The organism is Streptomyces sp. NPDC047130, from assembly GCF_040643475.1.
Lineage (GTDB): Bacteria > Actinomycetota > Actinomycetes > Streptomycetales > Streptomycetaceae > Streptomyces.
In genome coordinates, this window is sequence record NZ_JBEYUK010000015.1 from 65,638 (window position 1) to 84,665 (window position 19,028).

Here is a 19,028-nt window from a genome sequence, read left to right on the forward strand (position 1 = left end):
AGGGGGGCGGCCTCGGGTCGCGCGAGCCGATTAACCGGGGCGGGCGGCCCTCGGGTCAGCTCTTCTGCCGCCGGCGCTTCCAGGGGCCGGTGATCGCCAGCAGGATGCCGGGCGACTGGATGCAGGCGTAGAGGGTGCGGCCGTCCGGGGAGAAGGTCACGCCGGTGAACTCGCTGTCGTTGAGCTCGTTCCGGGCGAGGGGGTAGGTGCGGCCGGAGTCGGTGGCGCCGAAGAGGTGGCTGAGGCCCTCGCCGTCCTCGGCGACGACCAGGCCGCCGTACGGGGACACGGTGATGTTGTCGGGGCCGTCGAAGTGGCCCTCGGCCTCCGGGTCGGGGTTCACGCCGATGAGCACCTTCAGGGTGAGGGTGCGCCGCTTCGGGTCGTAGAACCAGACGGCGCCGTCGTGGGCGGCGCCGGGGCTCTCCGAGCGGGCGTAGGAGGAGACCAGGTAGGCGCCGCCGTCGCCCCACCACATGCCCTCCAGCTTGCGGGCGCGCGTCACCTCGCCCTCGCCGAACTGCTTGCGGACCGGCAGCGTGCGGGCGTCGCGGTCGGGGACGTCCACCCAGTCGACGCCGTAGACGGTGCCGATGCGGGTGGCGCGGGAGAGGTCGTCGACGAACCGGCCGGCCGAGTCGAAGCAGCGGGGCGCCTGGAGCCTGCCGGCGTCGTCGGCGAGGGTGCCGAGCCGGCCGCGGCCGTGGCGGAAGCCCTCCGGCGGGGTCCAGCGGTGGAACAGCCCGTTGGGTCTGGCGGCGTCCTCGGTGAGGTAGAGGTGGCCGCGCCCGGGGTCGACCACCACGGCCTCGTGGGCGTAGCGGCCCAGCGCCTTGATCGGCTGCGGGTCCCGGTTGGCGCGCTCGTCGAGGGGGTCGACCTCGAAGACGTAGCCGTGGTCCTTGGTCATGCCGTTCTCGCCGGCCCTGTCCTCGGTCTCCTCGCAGGTCAGCCAGGTGCCCCACGGGGTGCTGCCGCCCGCGCAGTTGGTGGCGGTGCCGGCGATGCCCACCCACTCGGTGACGTGGCCGTCGCGGCGGACCTCGACGACCGTGCAGCCGCCGGCCGCCGCCGGGTCGTAGACCAGGCCCTCGGTGAGCGGCACGGGGTGCTCCCAGCGGGAGCGGGGGCCGCCGAGTTCGTGGTTGTTGACCAGCAGGACGGTGCCGCGCCCGCCGTCGAAGGTGGCCGTGCCGTCGTGGTGGGACGGCGTGAACTCCCCGGACTCCAGGCGGGTTTCGCCGGCACGGGTGAGGACCCGGTAGGAGAACCCGGCGGGCAGCGCCAGCAGTCCCCCGGGGTCGGGCAGCAGGGGGCCGTAGCCGGGGCCGACGGCCTCGCCGTCGGGGGTGGTGATCTCCTCGGCGGCCAGCGCGTTGGGGGCGCTGGCGAACACGCCGACGCTTCCGGCGAGCGCGATCCCGGCACCGCTGAGGGCCGACTGTCCGACGAAGTCCCTGCGGGAGAGTGACATGGGTTCTCCTGGACGGTGAGAACGGAGAGGACGGGGGTGGTGCCGTGCCGTGCCGCCGCCGTGACCGCTGCCACGACGCGGCCACACCGTCGCGCCCATGTCTGAACGCCCGTTGAACACCAGGGGGGCGCGGGGAGTTCCGTTGCGTGAAGCGCGGACTCCCCGCGCGCCCCGGTGTCCGGCCGTGGGTCAGTCGCCCTGCTGGGACCGGGCCTTGAAGGCGGCCTTCCGGGCCTCCTTGGCGATCTTCTTGTCCGGGTGGAGCCGGCCCATGGCCTCCAGCACCTCGGCGGTGGCCGGGTGGTCGACCCGCCAGGCGGTGTCGAAGAAGCCGCTGTGCTGGGCGGCCAGGCCCTCGACCAGCGCCACCAGCTCCGCGCTGTTGCCCTCGGCGGCGAGCTGGGCGGCGAGGGTGTCGACGGTGAGCCAGAAGACCAGGTCCTGGGAGGGCGCCGGGATGTCCGCCGCTCCGTGCTCGGCCAGCCAGACCCGGGCCAGACCGCCGAGCTCCGGGTCGTCCAGGACCTCGCGCAAGGCCGGTTCCGCCTCCGTGCCGACCAGCGACAGCGCCTGCTGGCAGTGCAGGCGGCGCAGCGGGGCGGCCGGGTCGCCGCCCCGCGCGGCGGCGAGCAACTCCCGTGCGGCGTCGAGCGGTTCGCGGCTCGCCAGCCACAGCTCGGTCTCCGAACGGGCGGCGGTGGGGCCGTAGTGGGCGGTGCCGTCGAGCAGCGCGTCGGCGCCCTTGTCGGCGAGTTCGCCCACCGTGGGCGCGGCGTGGCCGGCGTCGAGGAACCGGGCGCGGAGCCCGTAGAGACCGAGCGGGGTGAGGCGGACGACACCGTAGCGCTCCAGGTCCTCGAGCATCTCCTCGTCCCGCGCCTGGGGGGCCGCCTCGCCGTCCTCGACGAGCAGCGCCTCGTCGACCGGCCGGAAGTCGGCCAGGCCGGTCCCCTGGAGGATCCGGAACTGGTCGTCCAGCCGCATCATCGCGGTGGAGACCTCCTCCATCATCGCGTCGGTCGGCTCGGCGACGTCGGGCGGCACGATCACCGAGGCGGCCAGCGCGGGCAGCGGCACGGGCGCGCCCTCGGGGGCCCGCTCGTCGGCGGTGAGCAGGTAGAGGTTGGCGAGGACGCCCTCCAGGAACTCGGCCTCGGCCTCCGGGTCCCAGTCCAGCGTCGAGAAGTCGATCTCGCCGCCCTCGTCCAGCGCGTCGACCAGCTCGTCCAGGTCGGGGACGGTGGCGTCGGCGATCGCGGCGTCCAGCGCGTCCAGCCAGATCCGCAGCACGTCGGCGGGCGCGCCGGCGGTGAGCAGCGCCAGGTTCTCGCCTGCGCGGACGGTGCCCTCCTCCTCGTCCACGACCTCGACCAGGCCGGTGTCGACGGCGGCCCGCCACGCCTCGCTCGCCTCCGCCAGGGCGTCCTCGACGGTCTCCGGGTCGGCGTCGGCGACGGGCAGGCCCAGTGCCTCGGCCGCGGCGGGGAGCTGGTCCTCGGCCAGGCCGCCGCCGGAGTCCACCCGGGTGTCCGTGCCCGCCCAGCGGGCCAGCCGGGCCGCCCGGGACAGCAGAGGGGTGGCGAGCGCGTCCCGCGCCAGCTCCGCCTCGGAGGGCAGCCGTACCGGCGGCAGGGGGGTGCTGTCTGACATCGGGTGGGTTCTCCTCCGGACGGGCCGCGTGAGGCGGGGTCGCAGGGTCTGCGCGGATCTGGTGGCGCCGCGCGGGTCGCGCAGGGCGGACGACCAGCCTAGACGGGTGACCGCGGGGGCCGGGACGGCGTGTCCCTCTTGCAGGGGAACCCCCGCGAAGTGGTTGACGTGGCGTCCGGCCGTCGTCGAGGTGTCGAGGTGAATGGCCGGCCGCCGACCACCTTTCAGTTCTGCTGATGGGTACCGGGCAGAACTTTTAAGTGGACCTTCACCGTGCGGCGGCCGACACTCCAGACATGACGACACATCCCTTCGGCCGTGCCCTCTGCGCGATGGTCACCCCCTTCACCCCCGACGGCGCCCTGGACCTGGACGGCGCGGCCGTCCTCGCCGAGCGGCTGGTCGCGGGCGGGTGCGACGGGCTGGTGCTGGGCGGCACCACGGGCGAGTCCCCGACCACCTCCGACGCGGAGAAGTCCGCGGTGATCCGCGCGGTGCGCGCGGCGGTGGGCGACGGGCCCGCGCTGCTGGCCGGCGTGGGCACCGCGGACACCGCCCACTCCCGTGAGCTGGCCCGGCAGGCCGAGGAGGCGGGCGCGGACGGGCTGCTGGTGGTCTCCCCCTACTACAGCCGCCCGCCGCAGGACGCGCTGGAGGACCACTTCCGCGCGGTGGCCGACGCGTCGGGGCTGCCGGTGATGGTGTACGACATCCCCGGCCGCACCGGGGTGCGGATCGAGACGGCGACGATGCTGCGGCTCGCGGGGCACCCGCGGGTGGTGGCGGTGAAGGACTGCGCCTACGACCTGCTCGGCACGCAGAAGCTGCTGGCGGAGTCCGACCTCGCGGTCTACACCGGCTGCGACGAGTACGTGCTGGCCTCGTACGCGATCGGCTGCGCGGGCTACGTCGGCACGGTGGCGAACGTGGCGCCCGCGCACTTCCGGGCGATCGTGGACGCGTTCGACGCCGGGGACACGAGGCGGGCCGCGCGCCTGCAGCGGGCGGCGGTGCCGCTGATCGAGGCGATGATGTCCGCGGGCCTCCCCGGCACGGTCACCGCCAAGGCCCTCCTCGCCTCCCTCGGCCTTCCCTCCGGCCCGGTCCGCGCCCCGCTCCGCGCCGCCTCCGCGGAGGTCACGGCTGCCCTGCGAAAGCGGCACGAGACGCTGACCACCACCTCACCAGGCACCTGACCCGCCCCTGCGCGGCGCCCCGCCCGACCCCGCGCCTGATCAGAGCCCGCCCGAACCTGACGGACGCTCGCGCCACGCCCGAGAGGCGCCTTACCCGCGCGTCTGATCAGAGCCCGCTCGGAGCCTGACTGGGCCGGGAGCCGAGGCCGGGTCCCGGGGGTCCCAGGGCCCGAGGCCGGAATCCGAGGCCGGGACCCTGAGGCCGGGTCCGGGGCCCGACGCCGGGGCCTCGCGACGGGGGGACAGGCCCGGGCCCGCGGGCCCGGACCCGGTGTCGGGAGCCGGGGGCCGGGGCCGGGCCCGGGGCCCCCTCCGCCGACTGGGGTCAGCGGGGGACGAACAGCGGCTCCCACCGGCCCTTGTCGTCCCCCTTGCCGCTGCGCGGCCCGCTCAGCGGGACCGTCCTGTCGCTGCCGATGGTGACCAGCACCAGCCGGGTGGCGTACTCGGACGTGCTGCCCTTGCTCATGTCCCAGGCCACCAGCTGGTCCTTCCCCGCCCAGGCGACCAGTTGCTGCCCGGGGATCTCGGCGAGCTGCTTGCCGGTGCGGGCGTCCAGGATCCACGACGAGGTCTTCCGGCTCACCCCGGCGAACGGTCCCGCCACCCGCCCGCCGTCCGGCGAGAGACCGGCGTCCACCGACCACTCCCAGTGCGCCTCGCCCGCCGGCGGTTCGACCGGGCGCCCCCGCAGGTCGTGGAACTCCCTCCGCGCCTCGGTGACGAGCCCGCCCTTCACGGCCCGGCCGTCCCGGGTGAACGCGAAGTCCTGCCGGGCGTTGACGGCGGAGATCCCCGGCATCACCGGATCCTCGACCGTCGGCACCTCCACCTCGCTCCAGCTGCCGCGGCCCGACGCGACGTCGACCACCCAGAACCCCGTACGGGCCGACGTCCGCGGCGGCATCAGGTCGACCTTGCCGTTGTCCCCGGTGAACCGCTCCAGGCGATCGGGGTCGTCGCGGTACGTGGTGGCCAGCAGGGAGGCGCCGTCCGCCGAGAGGGCCAGCCCCGCCACGCCCTGCCGCTCGTCCCCGTCGAGCTCGATCCAGCGTTCGACCTCACGGGTCCGCAGGTCGAGCACGCCGATCCGGCGGGTCGGCAGTTCCCTCTCCAGCACCACGGCCCGCCGCGCGCCGGGGAACACCGCGACCTCCGACCACCGTTCGTCCTTCTCGTACGTCTGGGAGTCCGGGTCGAGCAGCCAGTAGGTGCGCCGCCATTCACCCCCCTTCGCCCCGCCGAGGTCCACCTGCTCCGCCTGCTCGTACGCGGCCATGACCACGTTCCCCGCCGCGATGACGTCCCTGGGCGGCGACTGGTCCGGGTGGGCCGAGATCTCGGGCGCGGACGGCCGGATCCCTGCCGAGGGGGCCGGTCCGCCCGGCAGCGGGCCCCAGAAGGCCAGCCCCACCACGGCGGCGACCGCCGCGGCCGCCGCCCCGACCCGTCGTCGCACCCGGCGCCGGTGCGCCGCCAGCACCCGTTCGGCCATCCGTGGGGCTCCGGACCGCTGCGCGGCAGCCTGCTCCCGGAGCGCGTCACGCACCAGTTCCTCGACCCCGTTCACGGGCGCACCTCCACGGTGGAGCAGTCGGCGGCGGGCCGTCGCCTCGGGCCCTCGGCGGCCCCCGGCACGAGACCGCGCAGCTTCGCCAGGGAACGGTGGGTGGTGGAGCGCACGGTGCCCACGGAGCAGCCCAGCAGCCGCGCCACCTCGCCCTCCGGGAGGTCCTCGTAGTAGCGCAGCACCAGCACCGTGCGCTGCCGGTCGGTGAGCGCGGCCAGCGCCTGGCGCATCAGCAGCCGGGTCTCCACCACGCTCTCGGTGTCGCCGCCCCGCGGCCGGCCCTCCGGGGGCTCGGCGACCGGGACCTCGCGCCGGGGCCATTTCAGCCGCCACCGGCTGATCTGCTGCCGGTACAGGACGCGGCGCACGTACGCCTCGGGGTCCTCGATCCGCCGCCACCTGCCCGCGGCCTTGACCAGCGCGTTCTGCAGCAGGTCCTCCCCCGCGTGCCGGTCGCCGCCGCAGAGCAGCACGGCCGTGGTCAGCAACGCGGACGACCGGTGGTCCACGAACTCGCGGAAGCCGCGCGCGTCTTCGGCATCCATCGTCACCTTCCTCCCGGCGGCACCCGATGCCCCGCCCCTCCCCCTGTGGGACGCCTGCGGACCACCGCCGCTATGCCTCCGCGCCGCCCTTTTCTTCCACGGCCTCCTCCAGGGCCTCTTCCAGGACCTCTTCCTGGACCGACACGACCGCCGCCCCGGTCCGGGTCACCACGCGGTGCGTGGCGCCCGGCCGGGGCGGCGGCTGCGGTGCCCTCGAGGGGTCAGTTGTGGCTGTTCTGATGACGATGCAAGTCAGGAGGTCAGCGCTCCCCGTGGGCCGTGTCGGGGCCGTCATCAGTGCTGTCCGGGCCCCGGAAGACCCGATCGACGGCGGCCCGCGTGCGTGCCTCGCTGTTCGGCGTCAGGTGCGTGTACGTGCGCAGGGTGAAGCTCGGGTCGTGGTGGCCCAGGTACTCGCTCAGGGCCTTAATGCTCTCCCCCGCGTCCAGGAGCACCGAGGCGCAGAAGTGCCGAATGGCGTGCATGCCGTTTTCGCGTCCGAGCGGGATGCCGGCGGCCGTAAGTGCCGGCCGCCATACGTACTGGTTGAAGCGTGTTCGGTGAAGAGCCCGAGCCTTGTTCCGGACGTTGACGAACAGCGGCGAAGCCGTCACGGGCGGACCATCCAGGGTCTTCCACGGCAGCATGACCTCTACCGGCTCGTGCCTCGTGATGTGATCGGCCAACGCGAAGGCGACCGTTTCGGGCAAGGGCACATGCCGTTCCTTGCCTCCCTTGGGCGGGCCGAAGACCGCCTGGGTGCCTCGAAGGATCTTGACCTGCCGAACGACGTGGACCGTGCCGCCGAGGAAGTCGACGTCCTCGAGGGCCAGGCCGAAGATCTCGCCTTGCCGAAGGCCACACCCCGCCCCCAGGGACAGCACCTCCTGGTAGGCGTCGGGCAGCACGTCGTGTACCGCTGTCACGCGCTCGAGACCAGGGCTTGACCTTGCGTCCGTCCAGGGACGGCGCCCGGACGGAGCGGGCACGGCAGGGGTTCTCGGCGATGATCCGGTCTTCCACGGCAGCCGTGAAAACGGCGGACACATTGGCGAAGATCGACCGCCGGTAGGACGCCGCGCGTCCCGTGGCTTCAGCTCCCGCATCCAGGTGCGCAGGTGGGAGGGGAGGAAAGAGGCCATCGGTCGGTCACCGAGGTACGGAAGGGCATGGTCCCTGAGACGGACTTCGACGCTCTCCCGGGTCACCGGGTCGATAGTGAGCGCCGCCATCCACTTCTTGGCGTACTCACCGAAGGTCACCGAACCCGCAGCCGGATCGATCGATGTACCGCCCTTGCGACATGTCCGCTTCGATGTTGGCGAGCCACTGGTCCGCTTTGCGCTTCTGCTTGTCTGGAGTGCTTATGGACTTCTCAGAACCGTCCGGCGCGATGTATCGGGCGCGGTAGCGATGGCCGACGCCGTATCGATCGGTCTTGGCCCTGACGGTCCTCCCGTCAGGACCAGAAACGCTCTTGTACCACCGGTCTTGCACGTGTCCGGCCATCAGGCGGCCTCCCCGATCTGGGAGTCGACCCAGGCCCCCACGTCGGTCGGGTCGAAGCGGAGGTGCCGGCCGACGCGGAAGCCGCGGGGACCGGTGCGCTTGCGGCGGCCTTTCATGCCCGCACGTCAGCGACTACATCTTCTGGGACTTCATCCCGAGCTGACAGCCGAGAAGGTCGTGGATCGAGCGCTGGCGTACAGGCCGATCGCACCCTGAGAGCCATGCGGTAAGACTTTCTCTACTTCATCAAGGCCCGCGCACGGCGCGGGCGCGCGCCTCCTCAGCGATGCGGCCTGCCTCCTGTCTTTGCCCCGGCTGGCCGCGCCCGGCGGCTGCGGGCATGAAGGTGGGAGACACCCTCTGTGGCTGGGGCGGTCGGCAACCGGAGGCAATCACAGCAGCGCTAGGACAACGACAACAAGGAACCTCTATGATCGACTTCTTCGACAGTACTCCAAATCATGCGAGGTGAAAGGAAGGCATGGCCGGGAATAGCCGGGACGACTTCCTCGCCGCCACAAAGAGGGCCGTGGCCAACCGGGCAGGGAACCGGTGCAGTAATCCCACCTGTCGATTGCTCACCAACAGACCCGACCCCATCCACGTGGATCAATTTCTCAATCTGGGCGTGGCAGCCCACATTCGAGCCGCTAGCCCCGGCGGGCCGAGGTACGACGCCACAATGTCACGGGAGCAGCGACGGTCGGCAGAGAACGCAATCTGGTTGTGCAATACCTGCTCGAAGGTAATCGACGACTCCCCCGACGCCTTCACCGTGGACGGACTGCACGCCTGGAAGATCAATGCAGAAATGGCGGCATCTAGAGACTCGAAGGTTACTGCTGACCATGTCGGCTCTGCGATTGTCGAACTGGAGGCGCTACGCCTTGAGATTCTTAGATTCTCCTCCTATTGGCAGAGTTTCGATCCAGCACATGAGCCGCCATTAAAATTGTCATTCGAGGAGCATAGTCGAAACATAAGCAGGCATAGCCAGTTACGAGTTGCCGCATATGAGGAGCAAATCTCGCCACGCATCTCGGATACACTCAGCCTTGCAACGATAATTCTGGGGCCAGATGGCGCTGAGGTGCGAAACCTTGCATCAGTATCTGAATACGCCCGAACCAATTACCTCTCCATGATGGAATGCGCTCGCGCTTTGCAAAAAGTGAAGGATGTTCTGGCCATGCGCTAGCCGCCCTAGTAATAGTGCGAGGAGCGGCATTGCCTAGACGCGAGAGCGCCCTTCCCGGGCCGTCCTTGAGCCGTGGAAGGGCGCTCAACGATGACCAACGTCGACAGCTACCGACAGCTCAGCAGCAGGTCAGGACGTTGATCGATAAGGCGGCCGCAGGTCACGGCCGCCGTTGATCAGTTGTGGCTGTGCAGGACGTCGTTGAGGCCGCCCCAGACCGCGTTGTTGGGCCGGGCCTCGACCGTGCCGGTGACCGAGTTGCGGCGGAAGAGGATGTTGGAGGCGCCGTTCAGCTCGCGGGCCTTGACGACCTCGCCGTCGGGCATGGTGACCCGGGTGCCCGCGGTGATGTAGAGGCCGGCCTCGACGACGCACTCGTCGCCCAGCGCGATGCCCACGCCCGCCTCCGCGCCGACCAGGCAGCGCTCGCCGATGGAGATGATGACGTTGCCGCCGCCGGAGAGGGTGCCCATGGTGGAGGCGCCGCCGCCGATGTCGGAACCGTCGCCGACGACCACGCCGGCGGAGATGCGGCCCTCGACCATCGAGGTGCCCAGCGTGCCGGCGTTGAAGTTGACGAAGCCCTCGTGCATCACGGTGGTGCCCGCGGACAGGTGGGCGCCGAGGCGGACCCGGTCGGCGTCGGCGATGCGCACGCCCTTGGGCACGACGTAGTCCGTCATGCGCGGGAACTTGTCGATCGAGGTGACCTGGAGGTGCAGGCCCTCGGCGCGGGCGTTGAGCCGGACCTTCTCGATGTCGTCGACGGCGACCGGGCCCAGCGAGGTCCAGGCGACGTTGGCGAGCTGGCCGAAGATGCCGTCCAGGTTCTGGCCGTGCGGCTTGACCAAGCGGTGCGAGAGCAGGTGCAGGCGCAGGTAGGCGTCGTGCGCGTCGACCGGCTTGTCGTCGAGCGAGCCGATGACCGTGCGGACCGCGACCACCTCGACGCCGCGGCGGGCGTCCGGGCCGACGGCCTTCGCGGAGCCCTCGCCGAGGAGTTCGACGGCGCGCTCGGCGGAGAGCCGCTCGGTGCCGGTCGGCCCGGGGGCGTCGGCGAGCTCGGGGGCGGGGAACCAGGTGTCGAGGACGGTGCCGTCGGCGGCGATGGTCGCGAGACCCGCGGCGACGGCGCCGGTGGTGCGGGTGGCAGTCGTGTCGGTCATGGGGAAACGCTATCCGGAGCCTCGGCCGGGAGGCGAACCGGTGTCCACGGTTCGGCGTCCTCCCCTCCGGTGGCGTCCGGCGGCCGGTTCCGGCAGCCCACGACGCCGTTCCTTGCCGGGACCCGGAATGCCCGCGCACCGGGAGGCGAACTAACGTTCGCCATGTTCACGCAGATCGACGTTCACTCAGATCGACGTTCACTCAGATCGACGTTCGCGAAGGAAACGCGCCGCGGCGGCAGCCGCCCCGCGGCGCCCAGGGGTGGGAGCAGAACCCTCATGTCGTACAACCAGCCGCCGCCCTACGGCCCGCCTCCGTACGGCGGGCCGCCGCCGTACGGTCCGCCGCATCAGCCGCCCTACCCGTACCCCTACGGGGCGCGGCCCTGGGCCCCGCAGCCAGGTGTCGTCCCGTTGCGGCCGCTCGGGGTGGGCGACGTCCTCAAGGGCTCCTTCCTGGCGCTCGGCAGGTCCTGGCCGCAACTCGTCGGGCTCTACCTGCTCGCCACGGTGGCGCTCGCCGCGGTGTTCCTGCTGCCGGTGCTGCTGGTCGCGGCCGGTGACGGGGAGTCCGCCGAGTTCGGGCTGGTCGCCGTCGGCCCCCTCTGGGTCATGGCCGCCTTCCTCCTGGTCCCCGCCGTGGCGCTGGCCGCTCCGCTGACCGCGCTGCGCGAGGCGGTGGTGGGCCGCAAGGTCACCTGGTCGGTGCTGTGGGAGCGGCTCGGCTCGCGCTCGCTCCGGGTGCTCGCCACGGTGCTGCTCACCGCGTGCGTGGCGCTGCCGTTCGTCGCGGTGATCGGCCTGGGGGTGGCCGGCATCGCGGGAGGCGTCCACCTGGGGGGCGGTGGCGGCGTGGCGCTGGCGCTCCTCGGCCTCCTGCTGCTCTGCGCGGGCTTCGTGGGCGCCGTCTGGACGACCTACCGGCTGATCTTCGCCCCGGCGATCACCGTCCTGGAGGGCCTGGGCCCGGTGGCCGCCCTGCGCCGCTCGGCGGCGCTGGTGCAGGGCGACTGGTGGCGGATCTTCGGCATCTCGTACCTGATGGGCATGATCGGCGGCGGCATCGGCTACCTGGCGATGATGCTCCTGGCGTTGGTGGGCGGACTGGTCCTCTTCCCCCTCCTCGCCTCCGCCGGCTTCGGCGACGCCGACCAGGGGGCGTCCCTGGGGATCGCCGCGATCGTGGTCGTGGTCGTCCTGGGCCTGGTGATGAGCGCCGTCCAGGCCCTGACGTTCACCCTCGGCATCTACGGCATCGGCCTGCTCTACGTGGACCAGCGCATCCGCCGGGAGAACTTCGCCGAGGCGCTGCTGGCCTCGGCGGCCCCGCCGGCCGGCCCGGCCGGCCCTCCGGCCCCCGGCGCCACGCTGCCCCTCTGACCCCGCCTGACCCCGCCGGGGGCCTCCCCGCGTGCGGGGCGTCACCCGGGCGGGGGCGGCGCCCGAACGCGAGGCCGGCTGTCGGAGCCCTGCCGTACCGTGGACGGGACCGACGACGAGGGAGACCACCCGTGGCCGCCGACCGCATCCGACGCATGCCCTTCGCCTCCGTCCACCCGCACTACGTGACCAAGGTGGAGCGCAAGGGCCGCACGGTGGAGGAGCTCCACCAGGTCATCACCTGGCTCACCGGGTACGACGACGCCGGGCTGCGCAAGGCCGTCGCCGACGAGGTCGACCTGGAGACCTTCTTCGCCGAGGCCCCCGCGATGAACCCGAACGCCGAGCTGATCACCGGCGTGATCTGCGGCCACCGCGTCGAGGAGATCGAGGACCCGCTGATGCGGCGGATCCGCTGGATGGACAAGCTGGTCGACGAACTGGCCCGCGGCAGGAAGATGACCTCGATCCTCCGCGGCGGCGCGGCCTGAGCGGTCCTCGGTCCTGCGCGGCGCCGCCGCCTGGGAGCGGTCCTCGGTGCTCCCCGGCGGCGGCGCCTGAGCCGTCCTCCGGGGGCGCCCCGGTCACGACGACGGCCCCCCTCGGCCGCCGGATCCCGCGTGGGGACCGACGGTGGAGGGGGGCCGTGAGGCGTCCGGCGCCCGAGGACGTCAGACGTTGAAGCCCAGCGCCCGCAGTTGCTCGCGGCCGTCGTCGGTGATCTTGTCCGGACCCCACGGCGGCATCCAGACCCAGTTGATCCGGAGCTCGCTGACCAGCCCGTCGGTGGCGGACTTGGCCTGGTCCTCGATGACGTCGGTCAGCGGGCAGGCCGCCGAGGTCAGCGTCATGTCGATCGTCGCGATGTTCGCGTCGTCGATGTGGATGCCGTAGATCAGGCCCAGGTTGACGACGTCGATGCCCAGCTCGGGGTCGACGACGTCCATCAGGGCCTCGCGGACCTCTTCCTCGGAGGCCGGCTTCATCTGCACGGTCTCGCTCATGCCGTGGTCTCCTTCTCGGTGCCGCCCAGCGCCTGGGCGGTCGCGTCCTTCCACGCCATCCAGCTCAGCAGGGCGCACTTCACGCGGGCCGGGTACTTGGAGACGCCGGCGAACGCGACCGCGTCCTCCAGCACCTCCTCCATGGCGTCGTCGGGCTCGATCTTCCCCTTGGACTGCATCAGCTCCAGGAAGGTCTCCTGGATCTTCCGCGCCTCGTCCAGCTCCTTGCCGACCAGCAGCTCGTTGAGCACGGACGCGGAGGCCTGGCTGATGGAGCAGCCCTGCCCCTCGTACGACACGTCGGTGACCTTGCCGCCGTCGTACTTCACCCGCAGGGTGATCTCGTCGCCGCAGGTCGGGTTGACGTGGTGCACCTCGGCGTCGCCATCGCGCAGACCACGCCCGTGCGGGTTCTTGTAGTGGTCCAGGATGACGTCCTGGTACATCGAATCCAGCTTCACGGCTCTGCCGCGTCCTCTCAGCCGAAGAAGTTCCGTACGTGCTCCAGGCCCTCGACCAAGGCGTCGACCTCGGCCGGCGTGGAGTACAGATAGAACGACGCTCGCGTGGTCGCGGGAATTCCGTACCGCAGGCAGACCGGCCGGGCGCAGTGGTGCCCGACCCGGACGGCGATGCCCTGCTCGTCGAGGACCTGGCCCACGTCGTGCGGGTGGATGTCGCCGAGCGTGAAGGAGATCGCCGCGCCGCGGTCCTCGGCCGTGGCCGGGCCGATGATCCGCAGGTCGGGGACCTCGATCAGGCGCTTGACCGCGTACTCGGTGATCGCCTTCTCGTGCGCGTGGATCTTCTCCATGCCGATGGCCGACAGGTAGTCGATCGCCGCGCCGAGGCCGACCGCCTGGGCGATCGGCGGGGTGCCCGCCTCGAACTTGTGCGGGGCCGGCGCGTAGGTCGAGGAGTGCATGGACACCGTCTCGATCATTTCGCCGCCGCCGAGGAACGGGGGCAGGTCCTCCAGGAGCTCCTGGCGGCCCCAGAGCACGCCGATGCCGGTCGGGGCGCACATCTTGTGGCCGGTGAAGGCCACGAAGTCGGCGCCCAGCGCCTGCACGTCCAGCGGCATGTGCGGGGCGGCCTGCGAGGCGTCGACGCAGACCAGCGCGCCGACCTCCTGCGCCCGCCGCACGATCTCCTCGACCGGGTTGTGGGTGCCGAGGATGTTGGAGACCAGCACGAAGGAGACGATCTTCGTCTTCTCGGTGATGACCTCGTCGATGTTCGACAGGTCGAGACGGCCGTCGTCGGTGAGGCCGAACCACTTCAGCTTCGCGCCCGTGCGCTGCGCCAGCAGCTGCCACGGCACGATGTTGGAGTGGTGCTCCATCTCCGTGATGACGATCTCGGTGTCGCTGTCCACCCGGTAGGGCTCGTCGGCCCAGCCGAGCATGTTGGCGACCAGGTTGAGGGACTCCGAGGCGTTCTTGGTGAAGATCACCTCGTCGCGGCTGGGGGCGTTGACGAACGCCGCCACCTTGTCCCGCGCGCCTTCGTACAGCGCCGTGGCCTCCTCGGCGAGCACGTGCACCCCGCGGTGGACATTGGCGTTGTGTCGCTCGTAGTAGGCACTGAGGGCGTCGAGCACCTGGCGCGGCTTCTGCGAGGTCGCCGCGTTGTCCAGGTACACGATCTTCTTGCCGTCGTGGACCTCGCGGTCCAGGAGGGGGAAGTCCTTGCGGATCGCCTCAAGGTCGTCGAGGAGGCCCGGCAGCTGTGTCACTCGGAAGCGCCACCCTTCGTGTAGGCCTCGTAGCCCTCGTTCTCCAGCTTGTCGGCGAGCTCCGGACCACCGGACTCGACGATGCGGCCGTTGGCGAAGACGTGGACGAAGTCGGGCTTGATGTAGCGCAGGATGCGCGTGTAGTGCGTGATCAGCAGGGTGCCGACCTCGCCGGTCTCCCGCACGCGGTTGACGCCCTCGGAGACGACGCGCAGGGCGTCGACGTCCAGACCGGAGTCGGTCTCGTCGAGGATCGCCATCTTCGGCTTGAGCAGCTCCAGCTGCAGGATCTCGTGGCGCTTCTTCTCACCGCCGGAGAAGCCCTCGTTGACGTTGCGCTCGGCGAAGGCGGGGTCCATGTTGAGGCGCTCCATGGCCTCCTTGACCTCCTTCACCCAGGTGCGCAGCTTGGGGGCCTCGCCGCGGATGGCGGTGGCGGAGGTCCGCAGGAAGTTCGACACCGAGACGCCGGGGACCTCGACCGGGTACTGCATGGCGAGGAACAGGCCGGCGCGGGCGCGCTCGTCGACGGACATCTCGATGACGTCCTCGCCGTCGAGGGTGACGGTGCCGCCGGTGATCGTGTACTTCGGGTGACCCGCCAGGGAGTAGGCGAGAGTCGACTTGCCGGAGCCGTTGGGGCCCATGATGGCGTGCGTCTCGCCCTGCTTCACGGTCAGGTCGACGCCCTTGAGGATCTCCTTCGTGGCGTTGTCGGCCTCGACGGTGACGTGCAGGTCTCGGATTTCAAGCGTTGCCATGGTGGCCTCAGGACTCCTGGGTGAGGGAGACGAGCACAGTTGCTGCTGCGCCGTCTCCTTCGATCTTTACGGGGTAAACGGGGACGGGGCGCGTCGCGGGAAGGCCGGACGGCTTGCCGGTGCGGAGGTCGAAGGCGGATCCGTGCAGCCAGCACTCGATCCGGCAGTCCTCCACCTCGCCCTCGGAGAGGGAGACGTTCGCGTGCGAGCAGATGTCGTTGATCGCGAACACCTCGCCCTCGGTGCGCACGACGGCGACCGGCGTGCCGTCGAGTTCCACCCGCTTCGGGGTGTCCTCCTCCAGCTCGCTCAGCGCGCAGGCACGTACGAAGGCCGTCATGCGACCGCGGCCTCCAGCTCCTCGTCGATCTTGGCGAGAAGGCGCTCCTCGATGTCGGCGACGCCGATCTGCTGGACCAGCTCGGCGAAGAAGCCGCGGACCACCAGACGGCGGGCCTCGTACTCCGGGATGCCGCGGGCCATCAGGTAGAAGAGCTGCTCGTCGTCGAAGCGGCCGGTGGCGCTGGCGTGGCCGGCGCCGACGATCTCGCCGGTCTCGATCTCGAGGTTCGGCACGGAGTCGACGCGGGCACCGTCGGTCAGAACCAGGTTGCGGTTCATCTCGTAGGTGTCGGTGCCCTCGGCGGCCGCCTCGATCAGCACGTCGCCGATCCACACCGCGTGGGCCTGCTCGCCCTGGAGGGCGCCCTTGTAGACCACGTTGGACTTGCAGTGCGGGATGTTGTGGTCGACGAAGAGGCGGTGCTCCTGGTGCTGCCCCTGGTCGGTGAAGTACAGGCCGAACAGCTCGGCCTCGCCGCCGGGGGCGGCGTACTCGACGCGCGGGTGCAGGCGGACCACGTCGCCGCCGAAGGTGACGACGACGGACTTGAAGGTGGCGTCCCGGCCGACCAGCGCGTTGTGCTGGCCGGCGTGGACGGCCTCGTCGTCCCAGTCCTGCACGGAGACGACGGTCAGCTTGGCGCCGTCGCCGAGGACGAACTCGACGTTGCCGGCGTACACGGCGTCGCCGCTGTGGTCCATCACGACGACGGCCTCGGCGAAGGCGCCGAGCTCCACCACGGTGTGGGCGTAGCAGGTGCCGCCCTGGCCGGCGACGGAGATGCGGACCGGCTCGCCCAGCACGGTCTCCTTGGGCACGGTCACCACCGTGGCCTGCTCGAACGCCGAGTAGGCCTGGGCCGCGACCCGGTCGACCGGCTTGCCGGCGCGGCCGAGGCGGGCGTCGTCACGGCCCGCGGACTCCACCGTGACGCCCTCGGGGGCGTCCACGGTGACCTTCACGCCGTCGCCGGAGGCGGTCGCCGTGCCGTCGTGCAGACCGCGCAGGCGCTCCAGCGGGGTGAACCGCCACTCCTCCTCGCGGCCGTGCGGGACCGGGAAGTCCGCCACGTCGAAGGAGGGCGGCGCGCTCATGCGCGTGGCGACGGTCGACTCGGCGGCCACCGCGATCGATCCGGCGGTGGTGGAGCCCACCGGGGCATTCTGAGCGTCAGCCATGGCTGTCGTCATGCTCGCTTTCGTTGCTTCAGGGACTTGACGGGAGGGACGGCGGGCCGGGCGTCAGCCGACCGCGCCCTCCATCTGGAGCTCGATCAGCCGGTTGAGCTCGAGGGCGTACTCCATGGGGAGCTCCTTGGCGATCGGCTCGACGAAGCCGCGCACGATCATCGCCATCGCCTCGAACTCGGAGAGACCGCGGCTCATCAGGTAGAAGAGCTGGTCCTCGGAGACCTTGGAGACGGTCGCCTCGTGGCCCATGGAGACGTCGTCCTCGCGCACGTCCACGTAGGGGTACGTGTCGGAACGGGAGATGGTGTCCACCAGCAGCGCGTCGCAGAGCACGTTCGACTTGGAGCCGGGGGCGCCCTCGCCGATCTCGATCAGGCCGCGGTAGGAGGTCCGGCCGCCGCCGCGCGCCACCGACTTCGACACGATGTTCGACGACGTGTTGGGCGCCATGTGGACCATCTTCGCGCCGGCGTCCTGGTGCTGGCCCTCGCCCGCGAAGGCGATGGACAGGGTCTCGCCCTTGGCGTGCTCGCCCATCAGGTAGACGGCCGGGTACTTCATCGTCACCTTGGAGCCGATGTTGCCGTCGATCCACTCCATGGTCGCGCCCTCGTACGCCACGGCGCGCTTGGTGACCAGGTTGTAGACGTTGTTCGACCAGTTCTGGATGGTCGTGTAGCGGCAGCGGGCGTTCTTCTTGACGATGATCTCGACGACCGCGGAGTGCAGGGAGTCCGACTGGTAGATCGGAGCCGTGCAGCCCTCGACGTAGTGCACGTAGGCGCCCTCGTCGACGATGATCAGGGTCCGCTCGAACTGGCCCATGTTCTCCGTGTTGATACGGAAGTAGGCCTGGAGCGGGATCTCCACGTGCACGCCCTTCGGCACGTAGATGAAGGAGCCGCCGGACCACACGGCCGTGTTCAGCGCGGCGAACTTGTTGTCGCCGGCCGGGATCACGGTGCCGAAGTACTCCTTGAAGAGCTCCGGGTGCTCCTTCAGGGCCGTGTCGGTGTCCAGGAAGATGACGCCCTGCTCCTCCAGGTCCTCGCGGATCTGGTGGTAGACGACCTCGGACTCGTACTGGGCGGCGACACCGGCGACCAGGCGCTGCTTCTCGGCCTCCGGGATGCCCAGGCGGTCGTAGGTGTTCTTGATGTCCTCGGGCAGTTCCTCCCAGGAGGTCGCCTGCTTCTCCGTGGACCGCACGAAGTACTTGATGTTGTCGAAGTCGATCCCCGACAGGTCCGAGCCCCAGTTCGGCATGGGCTTCTTCTCGAAGAGGTTCAGACCCTTGAGGCGCAGCTTGGTCATCCACTCCGGCTCGGACTTCTTCGCCGAGATGTCCCGGACGACGTCCTCGCTCAGGCCGCGCTTGGCGGAGGCGCCGGCCGCGTCGGGGTCCGCCCAGCCGTACTCGTACTTACCCAGACCCTCGAGTTCGGGGTGGGCAGTCTCCGTGGGGAGAGTCATGCGGGGTTCCTCCCGGCCGTGCTCGCAGATGATGAGTGATCGTTGTCGATCGTGGAAATCTTGGGGATGTACGTCGTGCAGACGCCGTCACCGTGCGCGATCGTCGCCAGCCGCTGGACGTGCGTGCCGAGCAGCTCGGAGAAGATCTCCGTCTCCGCCTCGCACAGCTGGGGGAACTCCTCAGCGACATGGGCGACCGGGCAGTGATGCTGGCAGAGCTGCTCGCCGAGTTGCGGGGAGGGAGCGCTGCGCGCACTGGCAGCGTACCCGTCCTCGGACAGCGCCCGGGCCAGCGCCTCCGCCCGGCGCTCCGGCGGTACGGCCTCGAGGGCCTTGCGGTACGCACCGGCCTGCGCGGCCAGCCGGGCCTTGGCGAACGCAGCCACCGCCCGCTCACCGCCCTCCTGCTCCGCGATCCAGCGCAGCGCGTCCTTGGCCAACTGGTCGTACGACTGATCGAAGGCGTCGCGACCGCCGTCGGTCAGCACGAACACCTTCGCAGGCCGCCCGCGTGTGCGGGCGCCGTACACCCGGCGCTCCCGTGCCTCGACCACGTCGTCGGCGACCAGCGCGTCCAGATGCCGGCGGACGGCGGCCTGGGTGAGCCGCAGCCGCCCGGCGAGTTCCGCGACGGTCGACGGGCCGTGGTCCAGGATCGAGCGCGCGACCCGGTTACGTGTGGAACGCTCCCCGGTCGCGGTTTCTTCCTGGCCGACGTTTTTCACAACGCCATTGTTGCGTAATTACCGGGGAGCGGACAAGCCGCGCCCATCGGGGCCGACGGTGCCTTTCATCACTTAGGTACACCTAACCTGACCTGCGGAAAGGCCC

The 19,028-nt window shown here is 71.0% G+C and carries 17 protein-coding genes and 2 pseudogenes; 4 read left to right on the top strand and 15 right to left on the bottom strand.

Going from position 1 to position 19,028, the window contains the following annotated elements; translation table 11 throughout:
• Positions 1–55 precede the first annotated feature (55 nt).
• Positions 56–1,474, bottom strand: coding sequence for an alkaline phosphatase PhoX (locus ABZ836_RS19215; RefSeq protein ID WP_361143674.1), 1,419 nt, complete (start codon positions 1,472–1,474; stop codon positions 56–58).
• 189 nt (positions 1,475–1,663) lie between these two features.
• Positions 1,664–3,124 (bottom strand): hypothetical protein, encoded by a 1,461-nt coding sequence (locus ABZ836_RS19220; RefSeq protein WP_361143677.1) that lies wholly within the window; start codon positions 3,122–3,124, stop codon positions 1,664–1,666.
• Between the two features lie 296 nt (positions 3,125–3,420).
• Between ABZ836_RS19220 and dapA the strand changes: the two genes are divergently transcribed.
• Positions 3,421–4,320: a 4-hydroxy-tetrahydrodipicolinate synthase gene (gene dapA / locus ABZ836_RS19225; protein ID WP_361143680.1), complete on the top strand. Its 900-nt coding sequence runs from the start codon at positions 3,421–3,423 to the stop codon at positions 4,318–4,320.
• Between the two features lie 325 nt (positions 4,321–4,645).
• Here dapA and ABZ836_RS19230 read toward each other — a convergent pair whose 3' ends face one another.
• The 4 genes and pseudogenes from ABZ836_RS19230 to ABZ836_RS19245 form a co-directional block, all read right to left on the bottom strand.
• A complete protein-coding gene (locus ABZ836_RS19230) occupies positions 4,646–5,890 on the bottom strand; it encodes a WD40 repeat domain-containing protein (protein ID WP_361143683.1) in 1,245 nt (414 codons plus the stop codon).
• On the bottom strand, positions 5,887–6,435 hold the full coding sequence (locus ABZ836_RS19235) for a SigE family RNA polymerase sigma factor (RefSeq protein WP_356131081.1): 549 nt from the start codon (positions 6,433–6,435) through the stop codon (positions 5,887–5,889). The genes ABZ836_RS19230 and ABZ836_RS19235 overlap by 4 nt, the downstream gene beginning before the upstream one ends.
• Before the next feature lie 260 nt (positions 6,436–6,695).
• A pseudogene (locus tag ABZ836_RS19240) lies at positions 6,696–7,944 on the bottom strand (site-specific integrase).
• A pseudogene (locus ABZ836_RS19245) lies at positions 7,944–8,057 on the bottom strand (DNA-binding protein); the annotation flags it as partial. The pseudogenes ABZ836_RS19240 and ABZ836_RS19245, both read right to left, overlap by 1 nt.
• Positions 8,058–8,719: 662 nt before the next feature.
• On the opposite strand from ABZ836_RS19245, the gene ABZ836_RS19250 reads away from it, so the two are divergent.
• The gene (locus ABZ836_RS19250) at positions 8,720–9,142 is read left to right on the top strand and encodes a hypothetical protein (RefSeq protein ID WP_361143686.1); all 423 of its coding nucleotides are present in this window, start codon (positions 8,720–8,722) and stop codon (positions 9,140–9,142) included.
• Between the two features lie 176 nt (positions 9,143–9,318).
• Here ABZ836_RS19250 and dapD read toward each other — a convergent pair whose 3' ends face one another.
• Positions 9,319–10,308: a 2,3,4,5-tetrahydropyridine-2,6-dicarboxylate N-succinyltransferase gene (gene dapD, locus ABZ836_RS19255; protein ID WP_356131079.1), complete on the bottom strand. Its 990-nt coding sequence runs from the start codon at positions 10,306–10,308 to the stop codon at positions 9,319–9,321.
• Between the two features lie 279 nt (positions 10,309–10,587).
• Between dapD and ABZ836_RS19260 the strand changes: the two genes are divergently transcribed.
• Both ABZ836_RS19260 and ABZ836_RS19265 read left to right on the top strand, forming a co-directional pair.
• Positions 10,588–11,688: a hypothetical protein gene (locus ABZ836_RS19260; RefSeq protein ID WP_361143689.1), complete on the top strand. Its 1,101-nt coding sequence runs from the start codon at positions 10,588–10,590 to the stop codon at positions 11,686–11,688.
• Between the two features lie 131 nt (positions 11,689–11,819).
• Positions 11,820–12,179: a DUF2200 domain-containing protein gene (locus tag ABZ836_RS19265; RefSeq protein ID WP_356131076.1), complete on the top strand. Its 360-nt coding sequence runs from the start codon at positions 11,820–11,822 to the stop codon at positions 12,177–12,179.
• 180 nt (positions 12,180–12,359) lie between these two features.
• On the opposite strand, the gene ABZ836_RS19270 is transcribed toward ABZ836_RS19265, so the two are convergent.
• The 8 genes from ABZ836_RS19270 to ABZ836_RS19305 all read right to left on the bottom strand — a co-directional run bounded on the left by ABZ836_RS19270 (position 12,360) and on the right by ABZ836_RS19305 (position 18,922).
• Positions 12,360–12,692, bottom strand: coding sequence for a metal-sulfur cluster assembly factor (locus ABZ836_RS19270; RefSeq protein WP_356131074.1), 333 nt, complete (start codon positions 12,690–12,692; stop codon positions 12,360–12,362).
• Positions 12,689–13,153: a Fe-S cluster assembly sulfur transfer protein SufU gene (gene sufU, locus ABZ836_RS19275; protein WP_356131072.1), complete on the bottom strand. Its 465-nt coding sequence runs from the start codon at positions 13,151–13,153 to the stop codon at positions 12,689–12,691. The genes ABZ836_RS19270 and sufU overlap by 4 nt, the downstream gene beginning before the upstream one ends.
• Before the next feature lie 17 nt (positions 13,154–13,170).
• The gene (locus tag ABZ836_RS19280) at positions 13,171–14,430 is read right to left on the bottom strand and encodes a cysteine desulfurase (RefSeq protein ID WP_356131070.1); all 1,260 of its coding nucleotides are present in this window, start codon (positions 14,428–14,430) and stop codon (positions 13,171–13,173) included.
• Entirely contained in the window at positions 14,427–15,191 is a 765-nt protein-coding gene (sufC, locus tag ABZ836_RS19285) for a Fe-S cluster assembly ATPase SufC (protein ID WP_356131068.1), read from the bottom strand. Before sufC ends, ABZ836_RS19280 begins: the two co-directional genes overlap by 4 nt.
• Positions 15,192–15,198: 7 nt before the next feature.
• Positions 15,199–15,531 (bottom strand): non-heme iron oxygenase ferredoxin subunit, encoded by a 333-nt coding sequence (locus ABZ836_RS19290; protein ID WP_361143695.1) that lies wholly within the window; start codon positions 15,529–15,531, stop codon positions 15,199–15,201.
• The gene (gene sufD, locus ABZ836_RS19295) at positions 15,528–16,712 is read right to left on the bottom strand and encodes a Fe-S cluster assembly protein SufD (protein ID WP_361143697.1); all 1,185 of its coding nucleotides are present in this window, start codon (positions 16,710–16,712) and stop codon (positions 15,528–15,530) included. Before sufD ends, ABZ836_RS19290 begins: the two co-directional genes overlap by 4 nt.
• A 63-nt stretch (positions 16,713–16,775) precedes the next feature.
• Entirely contained in the window at positions 16,776–18,197 is a 1,422-nt protein-coding gene (sufB, locus tag ABZ836_RS19300; RefSeq protein WP_356131063.1) for a Fe-S cluster assembly protein SufB, read from the bottom strand.
• Positions 18,194–18,922 (bottom strand): ArsR family transcriptional regulator, encoded by a 729-nt coding sequence (locus ABZ836_RS19305; RefSeq protein WP_356131061.1) that lies wholly within the window; start codon positions 18,920–18,922, stop codon positions 18,194–18,196. Before ABZ836_RS19305 ends, sufB begins: the two co-directional genes overlap by 4 nt.
• Positions 18,923–19,028 lie beyond the last annotated feature (106 nt).